The organism is Pseudogracilibacillus sp. SO30301A (assembly GCF_037072025.1).
GTDB lineage: Bacteria > Bacillota > Bacilli > Bacillales > Amphibacillaceae > Pseudogracilibacillus.
This window is the reverse complement of the sequence record NZ_JAXHDD010000067.1, coordinates 1-19,696: the sequence shown is the minus strand read 5'-3', so window position 1 is coordinate 19,696 and position 19,696 is coordinate 1. Positions and strand designations below refer to the sequence as shown.

At 37.6% G+C, this 19,696-nt stretch carries 34 protein-coding genes; all 34 read right to left on the bottom strand.

Features of this window, described 5'->3' with window-relative positions:
• Positions 1–748: tRNA pseudouridine(38-40) synthase TruA (gene truA / locus SPD89_RS20075; RefSeq protein WP_336263721.1), on the bottom strand; the 748-nt coding region annotated here is incomplete at its 3' end.
• A 14-nt stretch (positions 749–762) separates the two neighbouring features.
• On the bottom strand, positions 763–1,560 hold the full coding sequence (locus SPD89_RS20070) for an energy-coupling factor transporter transmembrane component T family protein (RefSeq protein ID WP_336263720.1): 798 nt from the start codon (positions 1,558–1,560) through the stop codon (positions 763–765).
• A gap of 176 nt (positions 1,561–1,736) precedes the next feature.
• A complete protein-coding gene (locus SPD89_RS20065) occupies positions 1,737–2,588 on the bottom strand; it encodes an energy-coupling factor ABC transporter ATP-binding protein (RefSeq protein WP_336263719.1) in 852 nt (283 codons plus the stop codon).
• Entirely contained in the window at positions 2,564–3,403 is an 840-nt protein-coding gene (locus SPD89_RS20060) for an energy-coupling factor ABC transporter ATP-binding protein (protein ID WP_336263724.1), read from the bottom strand. Before SPD89_RS20060 ends, SPD89_RS20065 begins: the two co-directional genes overlap by 25 nt.
• A gap of 1,260 nt (positions 3,404–4,663) precedes the next feature.
• Positions 4,664–5,059, bottom strand: a complete 396-nt coding sequence (gene rplQ, locus SPD89_RS20055) for a 50S ribosomal protein L17 (RefSeq protein ID WP_336263718.1) — start codon at positions 5,057–5,059, stop codon at positions 4,664–4,666.
• Between the two features lie 42 nt (positions 5,060–5,101).
• Entirely contained in the window at positions 5,102–6,046 is a 945-nt protein-coding gene (locus SPD89_RS20050) for a DNA-directed RNA polymerase subunit alpha (protein WP_336263717.1), read from the bottom strand.
• A 222-nt stretch (positions 6,047–6,268) separates the two neighbouring features.
• The gene (gene rpsK, locus SPD89_RS20045; protein WP_336263716.1) at positions 6,269–6,661 is read right to left on the bottom strand and encodes a 30S ribosomal protein S11; all 393 of its coding nucleotides are present in this window, start codon (positions 6,659–6,661) and stop codon (positions 6,269–6,271) included.
• Between the two features lie 26 nt (positions 6,662–6,687).
• Complete coding sequence (rpsM, locus tag SPD89_RS20040; RefSeq protein ID WP_336263715.1) at positions 6,688–7,053, bottom strand: 30S ribosomal protein S13; 366 nt, start codon at positions 7,051–7,053, stop codon at positions 6,688–6,690.
• Positions 7,054–7,075: 22 nt separating this feature from the next.
• The gene (gene rpmJ / locus SPD89_RS20035; protein ID WP_336263714.1) at positions 7,076–7,189 is read right to left on the bottom strand and encodes a 50S ribosomal protein L36; all 114 of its coding nucleotides are present in this window, start codon (positions 7,187–7,189) and stop codon (positions 7,076–7,078) included.
• 33 nt (positions 7,190–7,222) lie between these two features.
• Positions 7,223–7,441 (bottom strand): translation initiation factor IF-1, encoded by a 219-nt coding sequence (gene infA / locus SPD89_RS20030; RefSeq protein WP_336263713.1) that lies wholly within the window; start codon positions 7,439–7,441, stop codon positions 7,223–7,225.
• Positions 7,434–7,754, bottom strand: coding sequence for a KOW domain-containing RNA-binding protein (locus SPD89_RS20025; RefSeq protein ID WP_336263712.1), 321 nt, complete (start codon positions 7,752–7,754; stop codon positions 7,434–7,436). The genes infA and SPD89_RS20025 overlap by 8 nt, the downstream gene beginning before the upstream one ends.
• Positions 7,755–7,803: 49 nt before the next feature.
• The gene (locus tag SPD89_RS20020; RefSeq protein WP_336263711.1) at positions 7,804–8,448 is read right to left on the bottom strand and encodes an adenylate kinase; all 645 of its coding nucleotides are present in this window, start codon (positions 8,446–8,448) and stop codon (positions 7,804–7,806) included.
• 34 nt (positions 8,449–8,482) lie between these two features.
• A complete protein-coding gene (secY, locus tag SPD89_RS20015) occupies positions 8,483–9,778 on the bottom strand; it encodes a preprotein translocase subunit SecY (RefSeq protein ID WP_336263710.1) in 1,296 nt (431 codons plus the stop codon).
• A complete protein-coding gene (gene rplO / locus SPD89_RS20010) occupies positions 9,778–10,218 on the bottom strand; it encodes a 50S ribosomal protein L15 (protein WP_336263709.1) in 441 nt (146 codons plus the stop codon). The genes secY and rplO overlap by 1 nt, the downstream gene beginning before the upstream one ends.
• A gap of 31 nt (positions 10,219–10,249) precedes the next feature.
• Positions 10,250–10,432: a 50S ribosomal protein L30 gene (rpmD, locus tag SPD89_RS20005; protein WP_336263708.1), complete on the bottom strand. Its 183-nt coding sequence runs from the start codon at positions 10,430–10,432 to the stop codon at positions 10,250–10,252.
• 14 nt (positions 10,433–10,446) lie between these two features.
• A complete protein-coding gene (gene rpsE, locus SPD89_RS20000; protein ID WP_336263723.1) occupies positions 10,447–10,938 on the bottom strand; it encodes a 30S ribosomal protein S5 in 492 nt (163 codons plus the stop codon).
• Between the two features lie 35 nt (positions 10,939–10,973).
• On the bottom strand, positions 10,974–11,336 hold the full coding sequence (gene rplR / locus SPD89_RS19995) for a 50S ribosomal protein L18 (RefSeq protein ID WP_336263707.1): 363 nt from the start codon (positions 11,334–11,336) through the stop codon (positions 10,974–10,976).
• A gap of 30 nt (positions 11,337–11,366) precedes the next feature.
• Positions 11,367–11,906 carry a 50S ribosomal protein L6 gene (gene rplF, locus SPD89_RS19990; RefSeq protein ID WP_336263706.1) on the bottom strand — a complete coding sequence of 180 codons (540 nt, stop codon included), beginning with the start codon at positions 11,904–11,906 and terminating at the stop codon, positions 11,367–11,369.
• 29 nt (positions 11,907–11,935) lie between these two features.
• Positions 11,936–12,334, bottom strand: coding sequence for a 30S ribosomal protein S8 (gene rpsH, locus SPD89_RS19985; RefSeq protein ID WP_336263705.1), 399 nt, complete (start codon positions 12,332–12,334; stop codon positions 11,936–11,938).
• Between the two features lie 29 nt (positions 12,335–12,363).
• Complete coding sequence (locus tag SPD89_RS19980) at positions 12,364–12,549, bottom strand: type Z 30S ribosomal protein S14 (protein WP_336263704.1); 186 nt, start codon at positions 12,547–12,549, stop codon at positions 12,364–12,366.
• A 30-nt stretch (positions 12,550–12,579) separates the two neighbouring features.
• A complete protein-coding gene (gene rplE / locus SPD89_RS19975; RefSeq protein ID WP_336263703.1) occupies positions 12,580–13,119 on the bottom strand; it encodes a 50S ribosomal protein L5 in 540 nt (179 codons plus the stop codon).
• Between the two features lie 19 nt (positions 13,120–13,138).
• Positions 13,139–13,450 (bottom strand): 50S ribosomal protein L24, encoded by a 312-nt coding sequence (rplX, locus tag SPD89_RS19970; protein ID WP_336263722.1) that lies wholly within the window; start codon positions 13,448–13,450, stop codon positions 13,139–13,141.
• A gap of 57 nt (positions 13,451–13,507) precedes the next feature.
• Entirely contained in the window at positions 13,508–13,876 is a 369-nt protein-coding gene (rplN, locus tag SPD89_RS19965; RefSeq protein WP_336263702.1) for a 50S ribosomal protein L14, read from the bottom strand.
• Positions 13,877–13,911: 35 nt separating this feature from the next.
• A complete protein-coding gene (rpsQ, locus tag SPD89_RS19960) occupies positions 13,912–14,175 on the bottom strand; it encodes a 30S ribosomal protein S17 (RefSeq protein ID WP_336263701.1) in 264 nt (87 codons plus the stop codon).
• A 28-nt stretch (positions 14,176–14,203) separates the two neighbouring features.
• Positions 14,204–14,404, bottom strand: coding sequence for a 50S ribosomal protein L29 (gene rpmC / locus SPD89_RS19955; protein ID WP_110396550.1), 201 nt, complete (start codon positions 14,402–14,404; stop codon positions 14,204–14,206).
• Positions 14,394–14,828, bottom strand: a complete 435-nt coding sequence (gene rplP / locus SPD89_RS19950) for a 50S ribosomal protein L16 (protein WP_336263700.1) — start codon at positions 14,826–14,828, stop codon at positions 14,394–14,396. Before rplP ends, rpmC begins: the two co-directional genes overlap by 11 nt.
• A 17-nt stretch (positions 14,829–14,845) precedes the next feature.
• A complete protein-coding gene (rpsC, locus tag SPD89_RS19945; RefSeq protein WP_336263699.1) occupies positions 14,846–15,487 on the bottom strand; it encodes a 30S ribosomal protein S3 in 642 nt (213 codons plus the stop codon).
• A gap of 3 nt (positions 15,488–15,490) precedes the next feature.
• Positions 15,491–15,844, bottom strand: a complete 354-nt coding sequence (rplV, locus tag SPD89_RS19940; RefSeq protein ID WP_336263698.1) for a 50S ribosomal protein L22 — start codon at positions 15,842–15,844, stop codon at positions 15,491–15,493.
• A gap of 22 nt (positions 15,845–15,866) precedes the next feature.
• Positions 15,867–16,145 (bottom strand): 30S ribosomal protein S19, encoded by a 279-nt coding sequence (gene rpsS / locus SPD89_RS19935; protein WP_336263697.1) that lies wholly within the window; start codon positions 16,143–16,145, stop codon positions 15,867–15,869.
• Positions 16,146–16,191: 46 nt separating this feature from the next.
• The gene (gene rplB / locus SPD89_RS19930; RefSeq protein WP_336263696.1) at positions 16,192–17,025 is read right to left on the bottom strand and encodes a 50S ribosomal protein L2; all 834 of its coding nucleotides are present in this window, start codon (positions 17,023–17,025) and stop codon (positions 16,192–16,194) included.
• A gap of 29 nt (positions 17,026–17,054) precedes the next feature.
• Entirely contained in the window at positions 17,055–17,342 is a 288-nt protein-coding gene (gene rplW / locus SPD89_RS19925; RefSeq protein WP_336263695.1) for a 50S ribosomal protein L23, read from the bottom strand.
• The gene (gene rplD, locus SPD89_RS19920) at positions 17,342–17,968 is read right to left on the bottom strand and encodes a 50S ribosomal protein L4 (RefSeq protein ID WP_336263694.1); all 627 of its coding nucleotides are present in this window, start codon (positions 17,966–17,968) and stop codon (positions 17,342–17,344) included. Before rplD ends, rplW begins: the two co-directional genes overlap by 1 nt.
• A gap of 26 nt (positions 17,969–17,994) precedes the next feature.
• The gene (gene rplC / locus SPD89_RS19915) at positions 17,995–18,657 is read right to left on the bottom strand and encodes a 50S ribosomal protein L3 (protein WP_336263693.1); all 663 of its coding nucleotides are present in this window, start codon (positions 18,655–18,657) and stop codon (positions 17,995–17,997) included.
• Positions 18,658–18,685: 28 nt separating this feature from the next.
• Positions 18,686–18,994, bottom strand: coding sequence for a 30S ribosomal protein S10 (gene rpsJ / locus SPD89_RS19910; protein ID WP_336263692.1), 309 nt, complete (start codon positions 18,992–18,994; stop codon positions 18,686–18,688).
• Positions 18,995–19,696: the final 702 nt, after the last annotated feature.

The window sequence follows — 19,696 nt, the reverse complement described above, 5'->3', positions numbered from 1 at the left end:
AATCATCCTCATACTTTACTGTCCATAAAAATAAACCTGTAGGAGGTACCGTTTTCCCTGCAGCTGATCGATCTCTTTTTCGAAACATTTCTTCAATATCATTCATCGATAATTTACCGCTTCCCACATCTAAAAGTACACCTACAATAATACGAACCATATTGTATAAAAAGCCATTTCCTCGTAAAATAAACACAATTTCATCGGCCTGTTTTTCACAACTCACTTCATATAATGTTCGCACTTTCGTTCCTTTTACTGTCGAACGAGCTGAACAAAAAGAAGTAAAATCATGTGTTCCTTCAAACAGTTTACAAGCTTGCTTGATTATGTCCATATCTATCGCAAATGGATAAAAATAAGAATAATTTCTTTTAAAAACATCCGTTTCCTTATTATTCAATACAAAATAACGATACTCTTTTTCTATTGCATCAAATTGTGCATGGAAATTGAGAGAAACATTTTCAACTTTTTTTATATAAATATCATCAGGTAAAATTGCATTTAATGCTTTTTTCCAATTTTTTCTCGGAATAAGAAGGTCTGTTTCAAAATGAAAAACTTGCCCCACAGCATGAACTCCTGTATCTGTTCTACCAGAAGCATAAATGCGAATTTGTTTACCTTTATGTATTTTTTTGATCGCTTTCTCAATTTCGAACTGTATTGTACGTTTATTCGGCTGAATTTGAGAACCGGAAAAATTTGTACCATCATAACTCACTGTACATTTTAATTTCTGCATTACCTTTCACCCTTTTAATTACGTACAAAAAATAATAGAATTACAACCAGAATAAACAGGATAAAGATAAACAAATCTCTTTTTTGATAGGACAACTCCCTCAGTTTTGACCTGCCTTCCCCACCTTGATATCCTCTTGCCTCCATCGCCATGGCAAGATCTTCTGCCCGTTTAAAAGCACTTACAAATAACGGAACTAGTAAAGGGATAATAGCTTTAACTCTTTCTTTAAACGGTCCTGTCCTAAAATCTACCCCACGTGATGCCTGCGCTTTTGAAATCTTGTCCGTTTCTTGCATAAGTGTTGGAATGAACCTGAGTGATATTGACATCATTAGCGCAAGTTCATGTACAGGAAACTTTATTTTTTTTAACGGATATAATAAATTTTCAATTGCATCCGTAATTTCTATCGGGGTAGTCGTTAATGTTAATAGAGATGTCATTAAAATTAGTAATAAAAATCGTAAAGAAATTACTAGTCCTTGAATAATTCCACCGAGGTGAAATTTAATCGCTAAAATTTCAAATACAACTGGCCCTTCTTTTGTTAGAAATAGATGGAGTAAAAATGTAAACACAATCAAAAACCAAATTGGAGTTAATCCTTTTAATATAAATCGTAATGGTATAAATGTTGCAATAACACTAATAACTACAAAAGCGGTTAAAAGGCCATAACTCATCGCATTATTTGCGAAAAACACTACAATCACATAGAAAAAAATAACTATTAACTTTGTTCGTGGATCTAGTCTATGGATCAGTGACTCTCCTGGAACAAATTGACCAATGATCATTGAATTACCCATATTAAATATACTCCTTATAGAGGATGTTCAAAAAGTCCGGTAAAAATGACACTGCGAATTTCGCACGAATGCTTGTTTCTCCGCTACTCATGTATCTAAATGCATACATTCCGCTGCTCGAAACTGTGCCGCCTCGAACTTCTTGATCCTTTTTATCCTCCTTTTTGAACAAGCACTTATATTGTTTGCTTGATTAAAGCAGCGATGTCTTTTGGAGATTTTTTTGCCAACGGAAGGTTTGTATTAAATGTTTGATTATATTTATTTAAAAATTTAATCGACTCAGGTACTTGAAGCTGAACTTCATGTAAATCCTTTTCTTTTGTAAAAATATCTTCCGGACGTCCTTCCATATATTTCTCACCTTTATTTAAAATGATCAGATAATCAGAATAGTTAAGTGCATCCTCCATGCTATGTGTAACGAGAATAGTTGTAATTTTTTCCTCATGATGCATATTATAAAACATATTCATGATCTCTTTTTGTCCTTTTGGATCAAGTCCTGCTGTCGGTTCATCCAATACATAAACATTCGGTTTAGACGCAAGAACCCCGGCAATTGCCACTCTCCGCATTTGTCCTCCACTTAATTCAAATGGCGATCTTTCTAGCAAACTTTCTGATAACCCTACTTTTGGAAGAATTTCAGCAATTCTTTCCTTGATCGTTTCTTGCTTGACACCAAAATTTTGTGGTCCAAAGGCAATGTCCTTTTCCACTGTCTCCTCAAATAGTTGGTGCTCTGGGTATTGAAAGACTATACCAACCTTACTTCTTAGATCTTTCATTTCTTTCAACTTATTCTCAGCTGAAAGTTTATAATCTCCAATGATCACTTCACCTTTTGTTGGTTTTAAAAGACCATTTAAATGTTGAATCAACGTCGATTTCCCTGATCCAGTGTGACCAATAATTGCTACGAAAGCGCCTGACGGAATGTGAAACGAGACATTTTTTAATGCATGATGGGCAAAAGGTGTATTTGGTTGGTACGTATAACTCACCTGTTTGAATGTAATATCCATAGCTCCTCCAACATTTCATCGATTGTTAACGGATCCCTTTGTGTGTTTATTCCTAAGGTCTTTAATTCATCAGATAACTCTGAAATAAAAGGTATATCAAGACCAATTTTTTGTAAAGCTTTTCCTTCTTTTAACACTTCCTGTGGATTTCCTATTTTCCAAATCTGTCCTTGGTTCAATACAATAACACGCTCAACTTTAATTATTTCTTGTAAATCATGTGTAATGGTAAGTAAGGAGATCTCTTCTTGTTTCTGTAAACGAGAGATTGTCTCCATGATTTCTGTTCTACCTTTTGGGTCTAGCATTACGGTAGCTTCATCCAATATGAGTACCTTTGGTGAGACAGCAATAACGCCTGCTATAGCCACTCGCTGTTTCTGTCCACCAGATAAGCGATGAGGTTCTGTTAAACGGTAGTCCTGCATTTTGACGGCTTGTAAAGAGGCATCAATACGTTTCTCCATCTCGACCCTAGGAACTCCTCTATTTTCCATTCCGAAAGCAACATCATCCTGTACTGTTGCTCCTACGAATTGGTTGTCCGGATTTTGAAATACCATTCCAACATCTTTTCGAATCTCCCAAATAGATTCTTCTGTTAACAACGTATCATTAATCCAAATTTCTCCTTCTTGCGGAAATAATAAACCGTTCATTAATTTTGCAATCGTGGATTTTCCTGATCCGTTATGACCAATGATCGCAACAGACTCATTTTCATAAATGGTAAAACTACAATTATGCAATATCCATGGGGCATTTTCTCCGTAGCGAAAAGAGACATTATTAAATTTAATTATCGGTTTCACTATTCTGTGCCTCCTTACGCATTTATCTGTTCTAATTATACATGATATTACTATTGTTTACTCGTTATATGAGTCCCTCTAGTTTTTTAGAAGACTTGGCGTTCGTTAAAGAAAACATGCCCCTTCACAGGGGTATGCGTGATGTTAGGCGCAAAGCCTGTTCTTAGTCGGTCTTCCTCAGATTGGCGAAAGACAGAGGTGATGTTGCACTTATGCTACGTGAGTGCAAGCCTTTATAGTGAAAGCCAAAGTTGCACACTTATGACGCAAAGGATGTGCTAGTACTGGCGTTGCGACAGGACGTCGCTCTTTTAGCCAGTGAAAAGTAAGAAAGTTTTATACTTTCTTTCCTTCCAAAAAATAAGGAACGAATCGTGTGTGGAGAATACAAACTGATTGTCGTGAACGAATGAATATTTAACGATCCATATATTCGTTAAATCATCGCTTTATACATTCCTCTTATTCGTTTCCCCGTTAGTAGTGAAACGTTTCCTATATCTGAACAATGACAGAAATACCGTTACAAGCTAAGAGCGCGATATCCTGGGACGGCGCTTTCGTTCGTCCCATCCCACCGAAATGCGTTAATCGCAACGTCTAGGATCGTGCTAGATGCTCATCCCATTGTAAATGCACGTACTGAGCGACGTACGAACTGTACTAGCTAAGTTCCCGGAATTTATAACGAGTTCAATTTGAAAATGCTGTAATATCAAGGTCTCGTCGTAAATTTGTTCATGAATCCATCGTTATACTTTAAACATTTGTAACGATGGAACTTTCCAGTATTTACGCGGGGTTTCGAACTTTCTCGTTACACAATCCGGGAATCCAGGATACTAGCTCAACGCTAGATGGTTCGAAGAGACCTGGAAAGTGGCAGGAAACCTAATCGAACATTCCTTCTGTAGGACTAAAGAAAACACGCCACTTCATAGGGGTAGACGTGATTTGGGCGCAAAGCCCGCTTTTAGTCGGCTTTCCTTCAAATTTGAGTCGATGTTGACTTTCACCACAAGTGTATAAGTGTGACTAAACTTCATGTCTTAGCCAATCAGCAGAGCTTCTTTATCGTGTCGTAGGGTGAAGGGAGTTGAGCTATAACTAGACGCAGATACTTTTGGGAAGTTTATTTGTTGACCACAAATACAAAAAGGGCTTAGGTGACCTCTTGATGAAGAGATGGTACCCTGCCCTTTTTACTTCTACATTATTTCCCTTTCGGCATTAGCTATCACCGATTGCAGATATATTATTTATTTAAGCTTCTGCTGATCCACCAGCTATTTCGTCATCTTTGAGTGGTCTTAATTCAATGATTGCCATATTAGCACCGTCACCACGTCGAGGTCCTAATTTAAGAACACGAGTGTATCCACCCTGTACATTCTCATAGCGTTCAGCAATTTCACCAAAAAGCTTTTGGAGGACTTGTTCGTCATCTTCCGTCTTTTTGTTATATAAAAAGGATGCCGCTTGTCTGCGTGCATGCAGATCTCCGCGTTTTCCTAAAGTAATCATTTTATCGACAGTTTTTTTAAGTTCTTTCGCTTTTGCTTCTGTCGTCTCAACTCGTTCGTAAATAATTACGTCAGCTGTTAAATTACGTAAAAGTGCTAAACGAGTATCTGTTGTACGACCTAACTTTCTTGCCATGAGTATCCCTCCTTTTCACTTCATGACGAGCCTAATTAAAAATTAATCGTCACTACGTAAACTTAGATCGAGTTCTGCTAGTTTATTCTTAACTTCATCTAGCGATTTACGACCAAGGTTACGCACTTTCATCATATCTTCTTCTGTCTTTGCGGCAAGTTCTTGCACTGTATTAATGCCTGCACGTTTTAAACAGTTATACGACCTTACCGATAAGTCTAGTTCTTCGATCGTCATTTCTAGCACTTTCTCTTTTTGGTCTTCTTCTTTTTCTACCATGATTTCAGCTTTTTGGGCATCGTCCGTTAACCCTACGAAAATATTTAGATGTTCTGTAAATATTTTCGCACCTAAAGATACAGCCTCTTCAGGTCTGATGCTTCCATCTGTCCAAACATCAAGCGTTAATTTATCATAGTTCGAACTTTGACCAATCCGTGTATTCTCAACTTGATAAGACACACGAGATACCGGTGTAAAAATAGAATCAACTGGAATTACGCCAATCGGTTGGTTATCCTGCTTGTTTTCTTCTGCTGTCCGATAACCACGACCACGTTCAGCTGTAATTTTCATATAAAATTTACCGCTACTATTTAAAGTTGCAATATGCAGTTCTGGGTTTAAAACCTCTACATCACTATCGTAAGTTAAATCGGCTGCTGTAACTACGCCTTCTCCTTGTGCATCAATCTCTAGTGTTTTTACATCATCGGAATAGATTTTGAGAGCTAGTTTCTTTAAATTTAAAATAATAGTTGTTACATCTTCTACTACTCCATCAATCGTTGAGAATTCATGAAGTGCACCATCAATCTGTACAGATGTAACAGCGGCACCTGGAAGTGAGGATAAAAGGATACGGCGTAGTGAGTTACCTAATGTTGTACCATATCCTCTCTCAAGCGGCTCAACTACAAATTTACCAAATGTAGCATCATCACTTACTTCAACCGTTTCAATGTTTGGTTTTTCAATCTCGATCATTCCATTAAGCCCTCCTTAAACTCGTGTCTTTATCTATACGGAATTAAATTCGTATAGAATTATTACCCTTGTCTTTCGCATACTGTATATAAAGGTACTCCACTTTCATAAAAAGCGATTCATGTCATTAAATATCAATTCTCTTCATGTTAAACAAAATGAATTGTCAAAATAAGCACATATTACCATTATAGACAGAGTGACAAATTCTAAACGGTAAAATTAAACACGACGTCGTTTTGGTGGGCGACATCCGTTATGCGGAACTGGCGTTACATCACGAATTGCAGTAATTTCAAGTCCTGCAGCCTGTAAAGAACGGATTGCTGCTTCACGTCCAGCACCAGGGCCTTTAACAGATACTTCTAAGTTTTTCATGCTTGTATCAAGAGCAGATTTTGCAGCAGTTTCAGCTGCCATTTGTGCGGCAAAAGGGGTCGACTTTCGTGATCCTTTAAATCCAAGTGCTCCTGCTGAACTCCAACCAATTACATTCCCTTGTAAGTCTGTAATTGTAACAATGGTGTTGTTAAAAGTTGAGTGAATATGTGCAATTCCTGTTTCAACTGTCTTTTTCACACGACGTTTACGCGGTGTATTTGTTTTACGAGCCATAAAGTTCATTACCTCCTTTTATAAAATTAGTCTTTTTTACCTGCAACTGCACGACGTGGTCCCTTACGTGTACGAGAGTTGTTTTTCGTTTTTTGTCCACGTACTGGTAAACCTCTACGGTGTCTAACTCCTCGATATGAACCGATCTCTGTTAAACGTTTAATATTCAAAGAAACTTCGCGTCGTAAATCCCCTTCAATTGTATAATTATTTACAGCTTGGCGGATTTTACCTAACTCTTCCTCTGTTAAGTCACGAACACGTGTGTCTTCAGAAACTCCTGCTTCTTCTAATACTTTTTGTGCACTTGTTTTGCCGATTCCATAGATAGACGTTAACGCAATTACGATTCGTTTATCTCTTGGAATATCAATTCCTGCTATACGTGCCATACGTTAATTCACCTCCAAAAGATTATCCTTGTTTCTGCTTATGCTTAGGGTTATCACAAATTACCATTACTTTCCCTTTTCGTCTGATGATTTTGCATTTCTCACAAATTGGTTTAACTGATGCTCTTACTTTCATCATTTTACCTCCTTCAATATCGGAGCTTACTTCCTATTTGTAACGATACGTGATGCGGCCTTTCGTTAAATCATAAGGTGATAATTCTACCGTTACTTTATCTCCTGGTAAGATGCGGATGAAGTGCATACGAATTTTTCCTGACACGTGCGCCAGTACCGTATGCCCATTTTCCAGTTCAACATGAAACATTGCATTAGGTAACGTTTCAGTTACTACACCTTCAACTTCAATTACATCGTCTTTAGACATCGTGCCTGTCTCCCTTCTCAAAATCAGTCACAACTTCATCAGCATATTTTGCGATAGCAAATCGTAACTTCCCGTTGGAGACACGATCAGTCTCCAAAAGACTTTTTTTCACTTCACTAGAGATATGAGCTGTTTTCTCAATATGATTGACATTTTTCTTCTTTGGCCGGTCATATTTTCGTTTATCACCATCTGCTAGTAAAACAAATCGATCGTCAATTATCTCAATTATTACCGCATAATGATTTTGTTCTCTACCTTTGGTTATACGAACAATTTGCCCTAATTGCGGAACTGAAATTTCTTCAGTCAACAACGATCACCTTCATTTTTATAATAATTAAACAACAGAAGGATATCCGTTATTTATTTATTTTCGTTTGAATCTCTTCAAATACTTTATCAATCGCTTGATCTCCATTAACTGTAACTAAAATACCTTGTTCTTCATAGAAGTCGAGTAGTGGTTTTGTTTGCTCTATGTTAACTGCTAAGCGTTTTTGAACAGTTTCTACTGTATCATCATCACGCTGAATGAGCGTAGAGCCATCTTTGTCACAAATACCTTCTTCTTTCGGTGGATTATACACAACATGATATGTCGTTCCACATGTTGGACAAACTCTTCTTCCAGTCAATCGTTCAAGTAACTTTTCCTCAGGTACTTCTACATGGATTACGTAATCAAGGTTTTGATTTAATTTCGTTGTAATCTTTTGTAACGTTTTGGCTTGAGGAATTGTTCTCGGAAAACCATCAAGTAAAAAACCGTCTTTACAATCTTCTTTACTTAATCGATCTTCAACAATCCCATTAGTCACCTCATCAGGTACAAGGGCACCTTCATCTAAATACATTTTAGCTTTTTTACCTAGTTCAGTGCCTTCTTTAATAGCTAATCGGAACATATCACCGGTCGATATATGTGGAATATTAAATTTCTCATTAATCTTCTCGGCTTGAGTCCCTTTTCCAGCCCCAGGTAAACCCATTAAGATTAATTGCAATGCTTTCTCCTCACTCTCTTAGTTTAACATTCTGTTACGATCTAATAAACCCTTTATAGTGTCGTTTAACCAATTGGCTTTCTAATTGTTTCATCGTTTGTAGTGCTACACCGACTACAATTAGAAGACTTGTTCCACCAATTTGAACTGCAGTTGGCAGATTTGCAAGCCCACCTAACAAAATTGGTAACACGGATACTGCTGCTAAGAAGATCGAACCAACAAATGTTAAACGATACATTACACGAGTTAAGTAAGTTTCTGTATTTCTTCCTGGTCGGATTCCAGGAATATACCCGCCTTGCTTTTGGAGGTTTTCGGCCATTTGTTCTGGATTAACTTGAATGAACGTATAAAAATACGTAAAAGCGATAATTAAAGTGACATAAAGCACCATGCCGATGGGCTGCGTGTAATCAAATATCATTTCAATATATTTCGCTGCCTGACTACCTTCAAAAAAGCTCGCTACTGTTCTAGGCGCTACAATAAAAGCAATTGCAAAAATTACCGGAATAACTCCCGCTGCGTTCACCTTAAGAGGTAAATGCGTTGAGTGTCCTCCAACTGGAGAGCGATTAACTAACTTTTTAGCGTACTGAATTGGAATTTTTCGTTCTGCTTGTTGAATATAAATAACACCAACCGTAACGGCCAAAACAACTAAAACGATTAAAGCAACGATCACGATGTTAATAAAAAGATCTGCTCCAGGATTTATAAAATACTGACTATACAACTGCTTAACTCCATTTGGTACTGCAGCTACAATACCGGCAAAAATGATGATTGAAATTCCATTTCCAACACCATTTGCTGTGATTTGTTCACCTAGCCACATTAAAAATGCAGTTCCACTTGTTAAAACTATAGCAATAACAAGCATTTTCATAACATTCGGGTCTTCTATTAATAACCCGCCGGCCATTGCGTTAAATCCAACTGACATTGCTATTGCTTGAACAAATGCAAGCACAATTGTTCCGTACCGGGTTACTTGAGCTATTTTTTTCCGACCCATTTCTCCTTGCTTTTTCCATTCAGTAAATTTAGGAACGACATCCATTTGTAATAACTGCATAATAATTGATGCAGTAATATAAGGCATAATCCCCATCGCTAAGATGGAAAAATTTTGCAAGGCTCCTCCACCGAATGTATTTAAAAATCCAAACACATTTTGTTGGTTCATAAAATTTATTGCTTCTTTATTTGTATAAGGCACAGGGATAAATGTACCAATCCGGAATATAATGAGCATTAATAATGTAAAAACAATCTTTTTTCTTATATCTGCAATACGCATGAAATTAGAGATTGTTCGAAACATTAAATCACCTCGGTTTTTCCGCCTGCCGCCTCGATTGCTTCTTTTGCTGCAGTTGAAAATTTATGAGCCTTCACGTTCAACTTCTTATTTACTGTACCATTTCCAAGTACTTTAATACCTGATTTTGCTTTGCTAACTACGCCAGTTTCAAGTAATAATTCTGGTGTAATTTCAGTGTTGTCGTCAAATCGATTTAAGGTTTCTAAATTTACAATTGCATATTCTTTTCGATTTATATTAGTGAACCCGCGTTTTGGCAGACGTTGGAATAAAGGTGTTTGGCCACCTTCAAATCCTGGTCGAGTTCCTCCACCTGAACGAGCCTTTTGACCTTTATGTCCTTTTCCGGAAGTTTTACCATGTCCTGATGCCATTCCGCGTCCGACACGTTTACGGTTCGTACGACTTCCTTCCTTTGACTTTAACTCATGAAGTTTCATGTTCCGAGCCTCCTTTATAAGGTAATTTCTCTTACAGTTCTTTTACCGCAACTAAGTGAGATACTTTGTTAATCATTCCTCGTATAGCTGGTGTATCGTTTTGAATAACAGTATCATTTATTTTCTTTAGTCCTAACGTCCGAACTGTTTTTACTTGATTCTCTTTTCTACCGATAACACTACGTTTGAGGGTGATTTCTAATTGTTTAGACATTTGTCATTCCCTCCTTATCCTAATAACTCTTCGACAGATTTCCCACGTAATTTCGCAACATCTTCAGCTGTTTTTAAATTCTCTAATCCATTAATTGTTGCGCGAATCATATTAATTGGATTGTTAGAACCTAATGACTTTGTTAAGATGTCACCAACTCCGGCGAGTTCCAATACCGCACGAACAGGTCCTCCAGATATAACTCCAGTACCTTCTGCTGCTGGTTTTAGTAATACGTTACCTGAGCCGAACTCCCCAACGATCTCATGTGGAATAGTCGTTCCAACGATAGGTACATTAATTAAGTTCTTTTTTGCATTATCGATTGCTTTTTTGATAGCATCCGGAACTTCTAGTGCTTTACCAGTTCCGAATCCAACACGACCGTTTTTATCTCCAACAACTACTACAGCTGCAAAGCGAAAACGACGTCCACCTTTAACTACTTTTGCTACACGATTAACAGTAACTACACGCTCTTCTAATTCCATTTTGTTAGTGTCCATGTTTTTATTCAACGTAAAGAGTCCCTCCTTTATTCTTAAAATTCTAGTCCAGCTTCACGTGCTGCATCAGCTAATGCTTTAACACGCCCATGATAGATATAACCACCACGATCAAATACTACTGTTTTATATCCTTTTTCAATTGCACGCTCCGCGATCAGTTTACCTACCTTTTCAGCTGCCGCAATATTACTTGTAGACTCAAGATTTAAATCTTTTTCATTCGTATTTGCACTTATTAATGTAACGCCTTTTTCATCGTCGATTAGCTGTGCGTAAATATTTTTATTGGAACGAAATACGTTTAAACGTGGACGACTTTCCGTTCCAGTAATCTTTCTACGTACTCGACCGTGAATTCTTTTACGAACATAATTTTTACTAGGCTTTGTGATCATTCGTTGCCCCTCCTTTCAGGCTTTACGCTATTACTTAGCAGTTTTACCCTCTTTACGACGTACATATTCGCCTTTGTAGCGAATTCCTTTCCCTTTATAAGGTTCTGGTTTTCGGATCGCTCTAATATTAGCTGCAATAGCCCCAACACGTTCTTTATCAATTCCTTTAACGATAATTTCTGTGTTTTTAGGAACGTCGAATTCAATATTTTCTTCTTGTTCAATTTCAACTGGATGGGAGTACCCTGCGTTTACAACAAGTTTATTCCCTTGTTTTTGTGCACGGTAACCTACTCCAATAATTTCTAATTCTTTTTGGAATCCTTTTGAGACTCCTTCGACCATATTGAAAATTAAGCTTCTTATTGTTCCGTGTAAAGAACGATTTTCTTTACTGTCGTCGCTTCTTTCGACTGTAATTACTTTGTCATCAATATTAATTTTCATGTTCCCAGCAAGCGTTTTTGTTAACTCTCCTTTAGGTCCTTTTACATGAATTGTGTTGTTTTCATCAAGTTTAACTTCAACACCCTCGGGGATCTCAATTATTCTTAAGCCAATTCGTGACATTCACTCCACCTCCTATAAACCCGTGATTTTTACCAAATATAAGCTAGAATTTCTCCACCAACTGCTTGAGCACGTGCTTCCTTATCTGATAATACACCTTTTGATGTAGATACGATTGCTGTGCCTAATCCGTTCAGTACTCTTGGCACTTCGTCGGCTTTTGCATATACTCTTAAGCCTGGTTTACTAATTCTTTTCAAACCTGTAATAACACGTTCATCATTTGCACCGTACTTTAAAAAGATGCGAAGAACACCTTGTTTATTATCTTCAATTACTTCATAATCACGAACATAACCTTCACGTTTAAGAATATCAGCTATTTCAGCCTTTACCTTAGATGATGGTAGTTCTAACTTTTCATGACGCACTACATTTGCATTACGGATACGTGTAAGCATATCTGCGATTGGGTCTGTCATTACCATTAATCATTACCTCCTTCCCGAATTTACCATTACCAACTAGCTTTTTTAACACCAGGAATTTGACCCTTATGGGCAAGTTCACGAAAACAAATTCGGCATAATTTAAATTTACGAATAACTGAATGCGGGCGGCCACAACGTTCACAACGTGTATATTCACGTACTTTAAACTTCTGTGGGCGTTTTTGTTTCGCTACCATTGATTTTTTAGCCACTAATTTTCCTCCTTGCATTACATTCCGTTTTTATTTTTGAAACGGCATGCCTAATTGTGTTAAAAGTTCACGCGCTTCTTCATCAGTGTTTGATGTTGTTACAATTGCGATATCCATTCCACGTACTTTATTTACTTTATCGTAGTTAATTTCCGGGAAAATAAGCTGTTCTTTCACACCTAATGTGTAATTCCCTCTACCGTCAAAAGCTTTATTCGAAATACCTCTAAAGTCACGAACTCTTGGTAGCGCAACTCGAATAAGTTTTTGTAAGAACTCATACATTCTTTCTCCACGAAGTGTTACTTTTGCTCCAATTGGCATTCCTTCACGTAAACGGAATCCAGCAATTGATTTCTTTGCTCTTGTAATAACTGGTTTTTGTCCAGCGATTAATGCAAGCTCCTCTACTGCATTATCCAAAAGCTTAGAATTTTGAACTGCATCACCAACACCCATGTTAATGATGATTTTTTCAACTTTAGGTACTTGCATAACTGACTTGTATTCAAATTTTTCCATCATTGATGGTACGACTTTTTCTTGATAGGTTTGTTTTAACTCGTTCACTTATTACCCTCCTTTCGCTCTATTTATCTAAAGGTTCCCCAGACTTTTTAGCGATCCGGACTTTTTTTCCATCTCGTATTTCATATCCAACTCGTGTAGGTTCACCTGACTTAGGATCAATCGGCAACACATTTGAAACATGAATTGGAGCTTCCTGGTTTAAAATTCCACCTTGTGGATTATCCTGTGAAGGTTTCGCATGAATTTTAACCATGTTAACTCCTTCAACTAGTACTCGCTCTTTTTTTGGATATGCTTCTAAAATAGTTCCTTGTTTCCCCCGGTCTTTACCTGAAAGAACTTTAACTTTATCTCCTTTTTTCACATGCATCATTAACGCACCTCCTGTTTTCTCACTAATTTACGATCCCTTTAGTGACTCATTTAATTACAGTACTTCTGGAGCTAGAGATACGATTTTCATAAAATTGCCATCGCGCAGCTCACGTGCTACTGGTCCAAAAATACGCGTTCCTCTTGGACTTTTATCTTCACGGATAATTACTGCCGCATTTTCATCAAAACGAATATATGAACCGTCTTTACGACGAGCACCTGTTTTGGAACGAACAATAACCGCTCGAACTACTTCACCTTTTTTGACAACGCCACCGGGTGTTGCTTGTTTTACTGTACAAACAATAACATCACCAATGTTAGCAGTTTTCTTTCCAGTTCCACCTAATACTTTGATTGTCAAAACTTCACGAGCACCAGAGTTATCAGCAATCTTTAAACGACTCTCTTGTTGAATCATAAAACTTACCTCCTCTCGGAACCTTCCCTATTTAATTATATGATTACCGCTTCTTCTACTACTTCAACTAGACGGTAACGTTTTGTCTTAGATAATGGGCGGGTTTCCATAATGCGTACGATATCGCCATTTTTTGCTACATTATTCTCATCATGAACTTTCATTTTCTTAGAATGTTTTACACGTTTCTTGTATAAAGGATGAACTTTATATGTTTCTACTAATACTGTGATCGTTTTGTCCATTTTATCGGAAATAACACGACCTGTATAAACTTTACGGTCATTACGTTCACTCATACTTTTTACGACCTCCTCTATTAAGGGTTTAATTGTTAACGCTCAGTTCTCGTTCACGTGCAACTGTCTTTAAGCGAGCGATCGTTCTTTTTACTTCTTTTATACGAGCTGTATTCTCGAGTTGTCCAGTCGCTAACTGGAAACGTAAATTAAAGAGTTCTTCTTTCATTGATTTGACATTTTGTTCAATTTCGGCAGTGGTAAGTTCTTTTATTTCTTTAGCCTTCATTGATTTCACCACCAATTTCATCACGTCTAACAAATTTAGTCTTAATCGGCAATTTATGAGAAGCAAGACGTAGCGCTTCACGTGCGACTTCTTCTTCTACACCTGCGATTTCAAATAAAATTTTTCCTGGTTTTACTACTGCTACCCATCCTTCGAGAGCTCCTTTACCAGAACCCATTCGTACTTCTAGGGGCTTTGCAGTATAAGGTTTATCTGGGAAAATTTTAATCCATACTTTCCCACCACGTTTCATATAACGAGTCATCGCAATACGAGCAGCCTCGATCTGACGAGCCGTAATCCATGAACTTTCAGTTGCTTGTAAGCCGTAATCACCAAATGCAACCTCTACGCCACCTTTAGCATTACCTTTCATACGTCCTCGGTGTTGTCTACGATATTTAACACGTTTTGGCATTAACATAAAAATTGCCCCCTTCCTTATTTTTTCGGTTTTTCTGGAAGGACTTCCCCACGATAAATCCACACTTTGACACCAAGTTTTCCATAAGTTGTGTCTGCTTCAACATGCGCATAATCGATGTCTGCACGCAAAGTGTGTAATGGTACAGTTCCTTCACTATAATGTTCTGCTCTTGCAATATCTGCTCCGCCTAGTCGTCCGGATACTTGTGTTTTAATTCCTAATGCTCCAGCACGCATTGTACGTTGAATTGCTTGCTTTTGAGCACGACGGAATGAAATACGTCCTTCAAGTTGACGAGCAATATTTTCTGCAACTAATTTTGCGTTTAAATCAACTTTTTTAACTTCAACGATATTTATATGAATTCTTTTACCAGTTAGTTTCGTCAAGTCCTTACGTAATTTTTCAACTTCCGATCCACCTTTACCGATAACCATTCCTGGTTTACCTGTATGGATCGTAATATTTACGCGATTTGCAGCTCTTTCAATTTCAATTGTCGAAACCGCTGATTGTTTTAAACGTCCTTCTAAATACTCTCTAATCTTAATGTCTTCATGAAGTAGATCGGCATAATCTTTATCCGCATACCACTTTGACTCCCAGTCTTTAATAATTCCTACACGAAGACCAATTGGATTTATCTTTTGACCCACAGACTATCCCTCCTTCTTTTCTGTTACAACCACCGTAATATGACTCGTACGCTTATTGATTTTACTTGCTCGGCCTTGTGCACGAGGTCTAAATCTTTTCAATGTAACACCCTCATCAACGTACGCTTCTGAAACAACTAAATTGTCCGGGTCCATTTCATAGTTATGTTCAGCATTTGCTATTGCTGAGTTTAATACTTTTTCCACGATAGGTGATGCCCCACGTTGTGTGTGACGTAAAATTGCAGTTGCTTCGCCGACTTCTTTTCCACGAATTAAATCGACAACTAAACGTACTTTACGAGGAGCGATACGAACTTGTTTTGCTACTGCTTTAGCAATTTTAGTTTCTTCCATTCTTTAAAGCGCCTCCTCTCAATTATCTGTTTGTTTTCTTATCAGCACCAGCGTGACCTTTAAACGTTCTTGTAGGTGCAAATTCACCTAGTTTATGTCCAACCATATCTTCTGTCACGTATACTGGTACATGTTTACGTCCATCGTGTACTGCAAACGTATGACCAACGAATGATGGAAAAATTGTCGAGCGTCTTGACCAAGTTTTAATTACTTGTTTTTTATCACTCTCATTTAGCTGATCAACTTTCTTTAGTAGATGTTCATCAGCAAAAGGTCCTTTTTTCATACTACGGCCCATAAGTAAGCCTCCTCTCAAACTGTTTGTTTAAGCGTATCTTATATTTTTATTTCTTTTTACGTTTACGAACAATATACTGATTTGATGGTTTATTAAGTTTACGTGTTTTCTTACCTAATGTTGGTTTACCCCATGGTGATACTGGTGATGGACGTCCAATTGGTGTGCGACCTTCTCCTCCACCGTGTGGGTGATCAACTGGGTTCATTGCAGATCCACGTACAGTTGGTCTCTTACCTAACCAGCGAGAACGTCCAGCTTTACCTACACGAATTAATTCATGTTCGATATTTCCAACTTGACCTACAGTCGCACGGCAAGTAGTTAAAATGAGACGAACTTCTCCAGATGCAAGGCGTACTAATGTGTACTTTCCTTCGCGACCTAAAATTTGAGCTTCTGCTCCTGCTGAACGTGCAAGTTGTCCGCCACGTCCTGGTTTTAATTCGACATTGTGAATGATTGTACCTACAGGGATATTCCCAAGTGGCAATGCATTCCCAACTTTAATATCAGCATTCTCACCAGATTCAATTTGTGCTCCAACCTCAAGCCCTTTTGGAGCTAAGATATAACTTTTTTCTCCGTCCGCATAATGGATTAAAGCAATGTTTGCTGAGCGGTTTGGATCATATTCGATTGTGGCAACGCGTCCTGGTATGCCATCTTTGTTACGTTTAAAGTCAATTAAGCGGTATTGGCGCTTGTGTCCGCCACCGTGATGACGAGTAGTAATTCTGCCTTGGTTGTTACGTCCGGCACGTTTAGCTAATGGGCGAAGTAAAGTCTTTTCCGGTTTATCAGTCGTAATGTCGGAAAAGTCTAATCCTGACATGTTTCTAGTACCGTTAGATGTTGCTTTATACTTTTTAATGGACACGTTTTTCCCCTCCTTTTATATTTTAATGATTAAGCTTCAAAAAAGTCTAAGTCTTTACTATCCTCAGACAGTTGCACAATTGCTTTTTTACGGTTTGAACGATATCCACCGTAACGTCCCATTCGTTTGAATTTCCCTTTAACGTTCATTGTGTTTACTTTTTCAACTTTTACACCGAATGCTGTTTCAATTGCTTGTTTAATTTCAGTTCTATTAGCTTTCGGATCAACTTCGAACGTATATTTTTTATCAGTCATTAAATCAGCAGAGTGTTCGGTAATAATAGGGCGTTTTATAATGTCTCGTAATTCTTTCATTATGCAAGCACCTCCCCTGCTTTTTCGGCTGCATCTTTTGTCAAAATCACCTTATCGTATGCAACTAAATCTAAAACATTTATTTCACCAACAGTAATTACTTTTACTGTTTGAAGATTGTTTGCTGAACGAACTACATTTTCATTTTTTTCTGATGTTACGATTAAAACTTTATCATTAACATCTAATGCATTTAATACAGCAACGACATCTTTTGTTTTTGGTACTTCAAATTGCAAATCGTTTAATACGATTAAATCTTCTGTGTTAACTTTTGAAGATAATGCGGATTTTAAAGCTAATTTACGTACCTTTTTCGGTAATTTATATTTGTAATTTCTATCCGTAGTCGGACCAAAAACTACTCCTCCGCCTACCCATTGTGGCGATCTGATTGAACCTTGACGTGCTCTACCAGTTCCTTTTTGTCTCCAAGGCTTTCTACCACCGCCGCGAACTTCCGATCTATTCTTAACAGCATGGTTTCCTTGTCTTTTTGCAGCACGTTGCATAATTACTACTTCATGAATAACGTGGTTATTCGGTTCGATTCCAAAGACAGATTCGTTTAACTCTAAATCTCCTGCCTCTGTTCCATCTTGATTAAATAATGCTACTTTAGGCACGATGTTTCCTCCTTTCACGCTAATGTTTAATTACCTTTTACAGCTGTTGTTATTTTAACAAGTGATTTTTTCGCACCAGGAATGTTCCCTCTTATTAAAAGAACATTACGTTCTGCATCAACTTTAACAACCTCTAGATTTTGAATAGTAACTTGCTCTGCACCCATTTGACCTGGTAATGCTTTTCCTTTAAATACACGAGACGCATCCACTGAACCCATTGAACCGCCTGCTCTATGGAAGCGTGATCCGTGACTCATTGGTCCGCGAGCATAGTTATGTCTTTTTATAGATCCTTGGAATCCTTTACCTTTAGAAGTTCCAGTTACATCAATTTTGTCGCCTTCTTGAAAAACATCAACGCTAATTTCTTGACCTACTTCATATTCGTCAACTTTAGCGTTACGGATTTCACGAATGTAGCGCTTAGGAGTAGTGTTTGCTTTTTCAGCATGCCCTATTTGCGCTTTATTAGCACGTGGATCCAATTTGGAACCTTCCTCATATGCTTCTGGTTTGTCTATATCGTAAAATCCAACTTGAATTGCTTCATAACCATCTGTTTCAACTGTCTTTTTCTGTAGAACAACATTCGGTTCCGCCTGTACTACTGTTACAGGAACAAGCTCCCCGTTTTCTAAGAAAATTTGTGTCATGCCGACTTTGCGACCTAAGATTCCTTTCGTCATCCGTTTGCACCTCCTGTTACTTATCTGTTTATAGTTTTATTTCAATATCTACACCTGACGGAAGATCGAGTCTCATTAAAGAGTCAACCGTTTGTGGTGTTGGGTTAAGAATATCGATTAAACGCTTATGTGTGCGCATTTCAAATTGTTCTCTTGCATCTTTATATTTATGAACGGCACGTAATACTGTAAATATGTTCTTTTCTGTTGGTAATGGAATTGGTCCTGAAACAGCAGCACCAGCACGTTTAGCAGTATTTACAATTTTTTCAGCTGATTGATCTAAAATGCGGTGATCATATGCTTTTAAACGAATTCGAATCTTTTCATTTGCCATTATTTCCCCTCCCTTTCGCCCATTTTATAATAGACATACTCCGTGAAAATTTACTTAATATTGCTTATGGCAAAATACGCAACATTAACAACCTCTCACTTCATCGCCCTTGCATGAAATTATATCCTTTTAATCTCGAAAGTATAAGGTAATTTCATCACTGTCCGCAACCTTTGTATATGATTGCACGATTATATATTATACAAACATTACAGCATGATTGCAAGGCAAAACCTTGATTTTTCATAAAAAAATTGTTGCGCTGTTTCCTAGTTTACTATTAGTCACTTTTCGTTAGTTTTATTGTTTTAAAACTTTCGTAAATTATCCAAAAATGCAACGTTTATATTTCTAATAATTATTCCGACGCATATACAAAATTGCTGTTGTAAGTATAACCTACCCTACGGAAGATGCAGGGTGGTTGTAGTAAGTAGAATCTTTTTTAAAATGTCTAGTCGAAGTAAACTGTGGCGTAACGATTTATTTCCGTTGGGGAAAAGTGACTCTACCTCCGCTCCGGCATGTGAGTCGATGAACAACATGCAGAGTCCAGATCTAAGATGTCGAGTCGATCCGCAAGACGGGTATGTTTCGATATTAATCGTGACCGTTTGCGGTTAGAGTCATGCAAGACGGGCATGTTTCGGTATTAATCGTGACCGTTTTGGGTTAGAGTTATATAAAATGGGCATGTTTCGG

Excerpts from the sequence above, each read along its gene's own strand:
- SPD89_RS20070 (WP_336263720.1), bottom strand. The coding sequence starts at position 1,560 with ATGGGTAATTCAATGATCATTGGTCAATTTGTTCCAGGAGAGTCACTG.
- SPD89_RS20065 (WP_336263719.1), bottom strand. The coding sequence starts at position 2,588 with ATGGATATTACATTCAAACAGGTGAGTTATACGTACCAACCAAATACA.
- rplQ (WP_336263718.1), bottom strand. The coding sequence starts at position 5,059 with ATGGCAAGAAAGTTAGGTCGTACAACAGATACTCGTTTAGCACTTTTA.
- SPD89_RS20050 (WP_336263717.1), bottom strand. The coding sequence starts at position 6,046 with ATGATCGAGATTGAAAAACCAAACATTGAAACGGTTGAAGTAAGTGAT.
- rpsK (WP_336263716.1), bottom strand. The coding sequence starts at position 6,661 with ATGGCTCGTAAAACAAATACACCGCGTAAACGTCGTGTGAAAAAGACA.
- rpsM (WP_336263715.1), bottom strand. The coding sequence starts at position 7,053 with ATGGCACGTATAGCAGGAATTGATATTCCAAGAGATAAACGAATCGTA.
- rpmJ (WP_336263714.1), bottom strand. The coding sequence starts at position 7,189 with ATGAAAGTAAGAGCATCAGTTAAACCAATTTGTGAGAAATGCAAAATC.
- infA (WP_336263713.1), bottom strand. The coding sequence starts at position 7,441 with ATGTCTAAAGACGATGTAATTGAAGTTGAAGGTGTAGTAACTGAAACG.
- secY (WP_336263710.1), bottom strand. The coding sequence starts at position 9,778 with ATGTTTCGAACAATCTCTAATTTCATGCGTATTGCAGATATAAGAAAA.
- rplO (WP_336263709.1), bottom strand. The coding sequence starts at position 10,218 with ATGAAACTTCATGAGTTAAAGTCAAAGGAAGGAAGTCGTACGAACCGT.
- rpmD (WP_336263708.1), bottom strand. The coding sequence starts at position 10,432 with ATGTCTAAACAATTAGAAATCACCCTCAAACGTAGTGTTATCGGTAGA.
- rpsE (WP_336263723.1), bottom strand. The coding sequence starts at position 10,938 with ATGGACACTAACAAAATGGAATTAGAAGAGCGTGTAGTTACTGTTAAT.
- rplR (WP_336263707.1), bottom strand. The coding sequence starts at position 11,336 with ATGATCACAAAGCCTAGTAAAAATTATGTTCGTAAAAGAATTCACGGT.
- rplF (WP_336263706.1), bottom strand. The coding sequence starts at position 11,906 with ATGTCACGAATTGGCTTAAGAATAATTGAGATCCCCGAGGGTGTTGAA.
- rpsH (WP_336263705.1), bottom strand. The coding sequence starts at position 12,334 with ATGGTAATGACAGACCCAATCGCAGATATGCTTACACGTATCCGTAAT.
- rplX (WP_336263722.1), bottom strand. The coding sequence starts at position 13,450 with ATGCATGTGAAAAAAGGAGATAAAGTTAAAGTTCTTTCAGGTAAAGAC.
- rplN (WP_336263702.1), bottom strand. The coding sequence starts at position 13,876 with ATGATTCAACAAGAGAGTCGTTTAAAGATTGCTGATAACTCTGGTGCT.
- rpsQ (WP_336263701.1), bottom strand. The coding sequence starts at position 14,175 with ATGAGTGAACGTAATGACCGTAAAGTTTATACAGGTCGTGTTATTTCC.
- rpmC (WP_110396550.1), bottom strand. The coding sequence starts at position 14,404 with ATGAAGGCTAAAGAAATAAAAGAACTTACCACTGCCGAAATTGAACAA.
- rplP (WP_336263700.1), bottom strand. The coding sequence starts at position 14,828 with ATGTTAATGCCAAAACGTGTTAAATATCGTAGACAACACCGAGGACGT.
- rplV (WP_336263698.1), bottom strand. The coding sequence starts at position 15,844 with ATGGAAGAAACTAAAATTGCTAAAGCAGTAGCAAAACAAGTTCGTATC.
- rpsS (WP_336263697.1), bottom strand. The coding sequence starts at position 16,145 with ATGGGCCGTAGTATGAAAAAAGGACCTTTTGCTGATGAACATCTACTA.
- rplW (WP_336263695.1), bottom strand. The coding sequence starts at position 17,342 with ATGAAAGAATTACGAGACATTATAAAACGCCCTATTATTACCGAACAC.
- rplC (WP_336263693.1), bottom strand. The coding sequence starts at position 18,657 with ATGACGAAAGGAATCTTAGGTCGCAAAGTCGGCATGACACAAATTTTC.
- rpsJ (WP_336263692.1), bottom strand. The coding sequence starts at position 18,994 with ATGGCAAATGAAAAGATTCGAATTCGTTTAAAAGCATATGATCACCGC.